Raw genomic sequence first — 8,012 nt, 5'->3', positions numbered from 1 at the left:
ATAGGCAAGGCTGGCGTCAGCCAGCTGGAAGCCCACAAGCACTTCAAAGCTCGCGGCCCGCACCGCCGCGCGAACCTGCGGATCGGACAGCGGATCGACCAGCGCGTCCGGCTCATCCGGCCGCCGCTCCCGCGTGATCCGCTCCTGCACTTCGGGCGGCAGCGTCACGGCAGACCGATGCACCTGCGCCTGCGCGCCGCCCCGCGTTTCCGCCCGCAGCTGGCCTTCCGGAAACTCCAGCATCACCCCGGTCGCCTGCTTCGAAACCAGCACATTGCCGCCCTGCGCAAGCCCCACGAAGATCGGCAGGTAAAGCTGTCGCGCCGGCCCCGGCTTGCGCCGCTGCGCCGTCACCTTGAAGCTCACCTCGGTGGACAGATACTCGGCCGTCTCCGTGCAGGTCCCCACCACGTCCGTCAGCTGCGCGGTCACGTCGATGGCGTCGGCGTCGCGGCTTTGCGGCGGATCGAACTTCGTCACGCTGCCCACAAAGGACGGCACGGCGACAGCCGGGCAGGACGAGCGCGTCACCAGAAGGGGGTTGCGGTTGCAGCCGGTCAGCGCGAGCGCCGAAACCAGGAGCCCGACAGCCAGATAGGACTTCGACAAGTTGCGGCTCTCCTCTTGGCCCGCCCCCGGGTTCATCACAGTCGGGGCAGGCCCGCAGCGAACCCCGTCCTTAGGCGGGCGGCGCAGCGCTGGGAAGGGGCTTCATGAGGGGGGCAAACTCCGTTAAGGGCAGGCCCATGGTTTCTTCCCCCGCGTCCGCGCCCCCCGCTTCCGCACTCCGTGTCCTCGTCGCCGCCCCGCGCGGGTTCTGCGCCGGCGTCGAACGCGCCATCCAGATCGTGGAGCTCGCGCTCGAAAAGCATGGCGCGCCCGTCTATGTCCGGCACGAGATCGTCCACAACCGCTTCGTGGTCGACAGCCTGAAGGCCAAGGGCGCGGTGTTCGTGAAGGAACTGGACGAGGTTCCCGATGGCGCGCAGGTGATCTTCTCGGCCCATGGCGTCCCCAAATCCATCCCGGCCACCGCGCAGGAACGCGGGCTCGACTGGCTCGACGCTACCTGCCCGCTTGTCTCCAAGGTGCATCGCCAGGCCGAACGGCTGGTGGAACAGGGCCGCCACATCCTGCTCGTGGGCCATGCCGGCCATCCCGAAGTCATCGGCACCTTCGGCCAGGTGCCCGATGGTTCGATGACGCTCATCGAAACCGTGGAAGACGCCGAATCCGTGTCGCCGCCCACCCCGGAACTGGGCTTCCTCACCCAGACGACCCTGTCCGTGGACGACACCGCCGACATCGTCGCCACGCTCCAGCGCCGCTTCCCCTCGCTCATCGGCCCCAAGGGCGAGGATATCTGCTACGCCACCTCCAACAGGCAGACGGCGGTGAAGGCGATCGCCGCCCAGTGCCAGCTGGTGCTGGTGATCGGCGCCGAGAACAGCAGCAATTCCCAGCGCCTGCGCGAAGTCGCCGCCCGCGAAGGCGCGCAGGCCCGCCTCATCCAGCGCGCCGCCGGCATCGACTGGGCCTGGTTCGAAGGTGTCGAAACCGTGGGCCTCACCGCCGGCGCCTCGGCCCCCGAAGTGCTGGTCCAGGAAGTGCTGGACGCGCTGAAATCCCGCTTCAGCGTCTCGATCGAGGAAGTCACGACCGCCACCGAACAGGTGGTCTTCAAGCTGCCCCGCGCCCTCGTCGCCGCCTGACCCACCGCCATGGCCGTCTATACCGAAGTCCCGGCGGAGGCGCTGGAAGCCTTTCTGTCGCGCTATGAAACCGGCGCGCTGGTGTCGGCCAAGGGCATCGCGGAGGGCGTTTCGAACAGCAACTTCCTGATCGAAACGGAAACCGCCCGCTACATCCTCACCCTCTATGAACGGCGCATCGATCTCGATGATCTGCCCTGGTTCATCGCGCTGATGGAACATCTGGCAGACGCCGGTCAGCCGGTCCCCCACCCCATCCGCGACAGGTCGGGCGCGGCGATCCAGCAGCTGGTCGGAAAAACCGCCTGCCTCATCCAGTATCTGCCCGGCGTCTCGGTCTCGGTGCCCACCGCCGCACAGGCGCGGGCCGCGGGCGCCGCGCTTGCCAATCTGCACCTCGCAGGCGCCTCCTACACGGCGGAACGCCCCAACGCCCTCGGCCTCGCCCACTGGCAGGCCAGCGCCGCTGAACTGGGCGCCGGGCTCGACAGCATCGAACCCGGTCTTGCCGCCACCGTCGCCCGCCACCTCGATGCGCTGGCCGCCCGCTGGCCCGCCGATCTCCCGCGCGGCACCATCCACGCCGATCTCTTTCCGGATAATGTGCTGATGCTGGGCGAAACCGTCACCGGCCTCATCGACTTCTACTTCGCCTGCACCGATCTCTACGCCTATGATCTCGCCGTCCTCCACGCCGCCTGGGCCTTCCCCCGCGATGGCCGCGCGCCGCTGATGGCCCATGCCCGCGCCCTCTTCGAAGGCTATGAATCGGTGCGTCCGTTAAGCGATGCCGAACGCGCCGCCTTCCCGCTGCTGGGCCAGGGGGCCGCGCTGCGCTTCCTGCTCACCCGCGCGCAGGATTGGCTCGCCCCTCCGTCCGACGCGCTTGTCCAGCGCAAGGATCCCCTCCCCTTCGCCCGCAGGCTCGCCCACTATGCCAGCCTCGCCTGAAGTCCGCATCACCACCGATGGCGCCTGCAAGGGCAACCCCGGCCCCGGCGGCTGGGCCGCGATCCTGCAATGGAACGGCACCGAAAAAGTGCTCAGCGGCGCCGAACGGCTCACCACCAACAACCGCATGGAAATGACGGCGGCGCTGAAGGCGCTCGAGGCAATGAAGCGCCCCGCCAGCATCACCCTCGTCACCGACAGCAAATATCTGCTGGAAGGGATGACCCAGTGGATCCACGGCTGGAAACGCAACGGCTGGCGCAACGCCGCAAAGCACGCGGTCAAGAACGATGATCTGTGGAAGGCGCTGGATGCAGCCGCCCGCCCGCACAGCATCCGCTGGGAATGGGTGAGGGGCCATTCCGGCCACCCCATGAACGAACGCGCCGATGCGCTCGCGAACGAGGCCATTGCCTCCATGCTCGAAACCTTGAAGGATCAATGAATGGCGTCCGGCCTCCTCCTCCTCCTCGATGATGTCGCCGCAATCGCGAAGGTCGCGGCCGCCACGCTGGATGATGTCGCCGCGGCCACGGCCAAGGCGGGCGCCAAATCGGCCGGCGTCGTGATCGACGACGCCGCCGTCACCCCCACCTATGTCACCGGCTTTTCCCCGGAAAGCGAACTGCCCATCATCTGGAAGATCGCCAAGGGGTCGCTGCGGAACAAGCTCCTCTTCCTCACCCCCATCTTCATCGCGCTCGCGGCCTTCCTGCCGCAGGCGCTCACCCCGCTGCTGATGATCGGCGGCGCCTTCCTCTGCTTCGAGGCGGCCGAAAAGGTGATGGAAAAGCTGGGCCTGCACCAGCATCCCGAAGGCCATGATCCCGATACCCCGGTGATGCTGGAGCCTGCGGAACAGGAATCGAAGATGGTGTCGGGCGCCATCCGCACCGATCTCATCCTGTCGGCCGAAATCCTCGCCATCGCGCTTGGCGAACTCAGCAACCTGCCGCTCGCCACCACGGCCGCAGCCCTTGTCGGGGTCAGCTTCGCCGTCACCATCCTCGTCTATGGCGGCGTCGCCCTCATCGTGAAGATGGACGATGTCGGCGTCCGCCTCGCCTCCCACCGGAACGGGGCGTCGCAGGCCGTCGGCCGCGGGCTCGTCGCGGGCATGCCCAAGCTGCTTGCCGCGCTTTCCATCATCGGCACGGCCGCCATGGCCTGGGTCGGCGGCGGCATCGTCCTGCACGGCATGGAAGTCATCGGCGTCTGGCCTGCCCTGCCCCACGCGCTCCACGGCTGGGCGCACGCCGTCGCCACCCTGTCGCCGGTGCTTCAGGGCGCCATCGAATGGACGGCGCATGCCGCCTTCGCCGGCATCTTCGGCCTGATCCTGGGCGCGATCATCGCCCAGGCCGTCACGCTCGTCGTAAAGCTGAAGCCGGCGAAATCCGCACACTGACGGGAAATGCGGGTTGAATCCGCCGGCCCGCGCCCCGACAGTCCCGGAATACAGACATTGGGGAGAGTGAAATGGCCACCACGCGCGAAATCCACCTGAAGAGCCGCCCGGTCGGCGTTCCCGACGCCGCACATTTCGAACTGGCGACAGTCGATCTGCCCGCCCCCGGTCCCGGCGAAGTGCAGGTGAAGAACCTCTTCATGTCGGTCGATCCCTACATGCGCGGCCGGATGTATGATCGCCCCTCCTATGTCCCGCCCTTCCAGGTCGGCAAGGTGCTGGAAGGCGGCGCGGTCGGCGAAGTCGTCGCGTCCAACGATTCCGGCTTCAAGCCCGGCGACATCGTCTCCTCCATGCTGGGCTGGCGCGAAGGCTTCAACGCCCCGGCCTCCGCCCTCACGAAGCTGCCCGCCATCGAAGGCGTCTCGCCCTCGGCCTATCTCGGCATCCTCGGCATGCCCGGCCTCACCGCCTGGTCGGGCCTCACCCAGATCGGTGAACCCAGGGAAGGCGAAACCGTGTTCGTCTCGGGCGGGGCCGGCGCCGTCGGCTCGGCGGTCGCGCAAATCGCCAAGCTCAAGGGCTGCAAGGTGATCGCAACCGCAGGTACGGACGCCAAATGTGCCTGGCTTCGGTCCGTCGGTGTCGATCATGCCATCAACTACAAGACATGCGGCAGCCTTCTCGCCGCCGTCCGCGACGCGGCGCCCAAGGGGATCGACGTCTATTTCGACAATGTCGGCGGCGAGCATCTCGAAGTCGCCATCGAGCTGGCCCGCCCCTTTGCCCGCCTCGTCGAATGCGGGATGATCGCCAACTACAACGCGACAGAACCCACGCCGGGGCCGTCGAACATCATCATGATCGTCGGCAAGTCCATCAAGATGCAGGGCTTCATCGTCACCCAGTTCGCCAGCCTGCAACCACAGTTCCTTGCCGAGATGAGCGGCTGGATCCAGCAGGGCCGCATCCGCTGGGAAGAAACCGTCTTCGATGGGATCGGCAAGGCGCCGGATGCGTTCGTCGGCCTCTTTTCCGGCTCCAACACCGGCAAGATGCTCGTGAAGCTGGCGTGAAGGCCTGGCCGCTGCTGCTGGCGGCGGCCCTCGCCGCCTGCGGCAGGCCCGGCCCTGCCCCTGCCCCGCCGCCGGGCCGCGACCCGGCGCTGAAGGCCTATGCCGATCTCGGCCGCGACCCTGCGCTGTGCCGTGCCGCGCTGGAACGCATGGGCATCCGCCCCACGATCGTGCAGGGCCGCGCCGGGCCGGGCGGCTGCGGCTATGGCTGGGCCGTCAGCCGCCAGCCCGCACCCCCCGGAAACCCGCGCTGGCTGCCGGATCAGCCGGTCACCAGCTGCGCCGTGGCTGCCGCTCTCACCCGCTGGGAACAGGATGTGCTGCAACCGGCCGCCCGCCGCCATCTGGGGGAAGCTGTCGTCGCCATCCGCCATTTCGGCGGCTATGGCTGCCGCCCCATCAGCAACCGCCCCGGCGCGCAACTGTCGGAACATGCCCGCGCCAACGCCGTCGACATCGGTAGTTTCCGTCTCGCCTCCGGCCGGGACATCACTGTCCTGAAGCACTGGAGCGGCAATGCCGCCGAACGCGCCTTCCTGCGCGAGATCCGCAACGGCGCCTGCCGCCACTTCGGCACCACCCTGTCACCCGATTATGATGCGCCGCACGCCGATCATCTGCATGTCGATCAGGCCGCCCGGTCGCAGCCCTTCTGCCGCTAACGGTTCACGCTGCCCGCATCCCCCCAGGGCGCTGGCGGCGGCGTCACCGGCTTCGTCAGGTCGAACTCCACCCGGAACAGCCGCCCCGGCCGCGCCAGCTGGTAAACCCACAGCCGCCCCGGCACATGCTCCACCGACCAGACATTGGCCATCGATTTCGGAATACCCTGCGCCGCGAACATCTGCTTCGAATGCGCATCCACCGGGAAATCCACCCGCCATCCGCCGCCGGGCATGGGGGTCGCGGCCCCGGCGCTGTCCCCGCCATAAAGCGTGCGCGCGTCGAGCGACCCGTCCGCGTGCCGATGCCGGTGCTTCAGCCGGAACCGCCCGTCGATTGCCGTCAGGAACCAGGTCCGCGACCGGTCATCCCCCACGTGAAAGGGGATCTGCACTTCGTCGGCATCGCACACGCGCACATGCATGATCAGCGACTTGCCGGCCATGTCGGCATCCGCCGGATCGTCGGAAACCACCCGCCCGGCATAGGCAGCGCCGCAGGGCGGGCGGATGGGGTCCAGCGGATCGGCGGTCACAGCGGCCGCCAGCAGAAACATCGTCAGCATGGGCCAACTCTTGCACAGCCAGGCCGCGGACTCCACCGCTCGCGCGTTGCCCCATGGCATCGAACCCGCTATGCCCGGCTTTCAGTTTCAAGGAACAGCGATATGTCCCGCCGCCGCCAGATCTACGAGGGCAAGGCCAAGATCCTCTATGAGGGGCCAGAGCCCGGCACGCTCATCCAGTATTTCAAGGATGACGCCACCGCCTTCAACGCCCAGAAGAAGGGCACCATCTCCGGCAAGGGCGTCCTCAACAACCGCATTTCCGAGCATCTGTTCACCCTGCTCGGCAATATCGGCATCCCCACACACTTCATTCGTCGCCTCAACATGCGCGAACAACTTGTTCGCCAGGTTGAAATTATCCCGATCGAAGTGGTGGTTCGCAATGTCGCCGCAGGCTCGCTCTCCAAGCGCCTCGGGATCGAGGAAGGCACGCAGCTGCCCCGCACCATCCTGGAATATTATTTCAAGGACGATGCGCTCGGCGATCCGATGATCACCGAAGAACATGTCGCCTGCTTCGGCTGGGCCGGGCAGGACGAGCTGGCCGACATCGTCGACATGGCGATCCGCACCAATGATTTCCTCACCGGCCTGTTCGCCGGAATCGGCATCCGCCTGGTGGACTTCAAGCTGGAATTCGGCCGCCTGTGGGAAGATGATTACAGCCGCGTGATCCTTGCAGACGAAATCAGCCCCGATGGCTGCCGCCTGTGGGACATGAAAACCAACGAGAAGATGGACAAGGACCGTTTCCGCCGCGACCTCGGCGGAGAGGTGGAGGCCTATCAGGAAGTGGCGCGCCGCCTCGGCCTGCTGCCCGAAGGGGCTGATGGCGCCGTCCTTGATCTCGATGAAGCCCGGAAGGCCCGCAACACCCAATGAGGCGGCTGCTCATGGCCGGCGCGGCCCTCCTCGCCGCGCCCCTTCTCGCGCAGTCCGGCGGCCTCACGGATCTCCCGCGCCTGATGGGCCCGCGCGCGATCGCCTCGCTGCCCGCCGCCGCGCCTTCGGAAACCATCCGCTACGGTGAAGCGCCCAGCCAGCAGGTCGAGCTGTTCCTGCCCAAACCTTCGGCGGAAACGCCCGATGCGCTGCGCCCTGTCGTCGTCATGATCCATGGCGGCTGCTGGCGGCAGGCGGTTGCCGGGCCGGAACTTCTCCGCCCCGCCGCAGGCGCCTTCCTCGACAAGGGCTATGCCGTCTGGTCCATCGGCTATCGCCGCATCGACGAGGATGGCGGCGGCTATCCGGGCACCTATCAGGATGTGGCGAAGGCCATCGATCTCATCCGCGACCATGCCGAAGCCGGCAAGCTCGATCTCAACCGCGTCGTGTTCTTCGGCCATTCGGCGGGCGCGCACCTCGCGCTCTGGGCGGCCGGGCGTGGCAGGGTCGCCGCCGCCAGCCCGCTCCACGGCGAAAGCCCGCTGAAGCCGCGCGGGGTCGTCTCGGTCGGCGGCATCGGCTCGCTCGCCAACTGGTCGGCCGAAATCAACACGCTCTGCGGCGCAGATACGGTCGAAAAGCTCGCCCCCAAGTCCGCCGAAGACGGCAGCGAACGGCCAGACGACGTCCGCTTCGCAGACACCAGCCCCGAACGGCTGCTGCCGCTCGGCGCCCCCGTCGTGATGCTG

At 67.6% G+C, this 8,012-nt stretch carries 10 protein-coding genes; 8 read left to right on the top strand and 2 right to left on the bottom strand.

The genetic code is table 11. The annotated features are described in order from the left end of the window. The coding region (locus ACE3O8_RS11880; protein WP_374390003.1) for a hypothetical protein at nucleotides 1–609 on the bottom strand (609 nt) is incomplete at its 3' end. A 137-nt stretch (nucleotides 610–746) separates the two neighbouring features. Between ACE3O8_RS11880 and ispH the strand changes: the two genes are divergently transcribed. The 6 genes from ispH to ACE3O8_RS11850 all read left to right on the top strand — a co-directional run bounded on the left by ispH (nucleotide 747) and on the right by ACE3O8_RS11850 (nucleotide 5,809). Further along, nucleotides 747–1,712, top strand: coding sequence for a 4-hydroxy-3-methylbut-2-enyl diphosphate reductase (gene ispH, locus ACE3O8_RS11875; protein ID WP_374390001.1), 966 nt, complete (start codon nucleotides 747–749; stop codon nucleotides 1,710–1,712). Nucleotides 1,713–1,721: 9 nt separating this feature from the next. Beyond that, complete coding sequence (gene thrB / locus ACE3O8_RS11870; RefSeq protein ID WP_374390000.1) at nucleotides 1,722–2,663, top strand: homoserine kinase; 942 nt, start codon at nucleotides 1,722–1,724, stop codon at nucleotides 2,661–2,663. After that, on the top strand, nucleotides 2,647–3,108 hold the full coding sequence (gene rnhA / locus ACE3O8_RS11865) for a ribonuclease HI (protein ID WP_374389998.1): 462 nt from the start codon (nucleotides 2,647–2,649) through the stop codon (nucleotides 3,106–3,108). Before thrB ends, rnhA begins: the two co-directional genes overlap by 17 nt. Next, entirely contained in the window at nucleotides 3,109–4,071 is a 963-nt protein-coding gene (locus tag ACE3O8_RS11860) for a DUF808 domain-containing protein (RefSeq protein WP_374389996.1), read from the top strand. A gap of 71 nt (nucleotides 4,072–4,142) precedes the next feature. Continuing rightward, nucleotides 4,143–5,147, top strand: a complete 1,005-nt coding sequence (locus ACE3O8_RS11855; protein WP_374389994.1) for an NADP-dependent oxidoreductase — start codon at nucleotides 4,143–4,145, stop codon at nucleotides 5,145–5,147. Next, complete coding sequence (locus ACE3O8_RS11850) at nucleotides 5,144–5,809, top strand: extensin family protein (RefSeq protein WP_374389992.1); 666 nt, start codon at nucleotides 5,144–5,146, stop codon at nucleotides 5,807–5,809. The genes ACE3O8_RS11855 and ACE3O8_RS11850 overlap by 4 nt, the downstream gene beginning before the upstream one ends. On the opposite strand, the gene ACE3O8_RS11845 is transcribed toward ACE3O8_RS11850, so the two are convergent. Then, entirely contained in the window at nucleotides 5,806–6,375 is a 570-nt protein-coding gene (locus ACE3O8_RS11845) for a hypothetical protein (RefSeq protein ID WP_374389990.1), read from the bottom strand. The genes ACE3O8_RS11850 and ACE3O8_RS11845 overlap by 4 nt on opposite strands. Before the next feature lie 102 nt (nucleotides 6,376–6,477). Here ACE3O8_RS11845 and purC point away from each other — a divergent pair, with 102 nt between their 5' ends. Together purC and ACE3O8_RS11835 are read left to right on the top strand one after the other, a co-directional pair. Continuing rightward, nucleotides 6,478–7,260 carry a phosphoribosylaminoimidazolesuccinocarboxamide synthase gene (purC, locus tag ACE3O8_RS11840; protein WP_374389988.1) on the top strand — a complete coding sequence of 261 codons (783 nt, stop codon included), beginning with the start codon at nucleotides 6,478–6,480 and terminating at the stop codon, nucleotides 7,258–7,260. Further along, the coding region (locus ACE3O8_RS11835; protein ID WP_374389986.1) for an alpha/beta fold hydrolase at nucleotides 7,257–8,012 on the top strand (756 nt) is incomplete at its 3' end. The genes purC and ACE3O8_RS11835, both read left to right, overlap by 4 nt.

Source organism: Sandaracinobacter sp., assembly GCF_041909755.1.
Taxonomy (GTDB): Bacteria; Pseudomonadota; Alphaproteobacteria; order Sphingomonadales; family Sphingomonadaceae; genus Sandaracinobacteroides.
The sequence above is the reverse complement of the archived record's forward strand: the minus strand, read 5'-3'. Positions and strand labels throughout refer to the sequence as shown.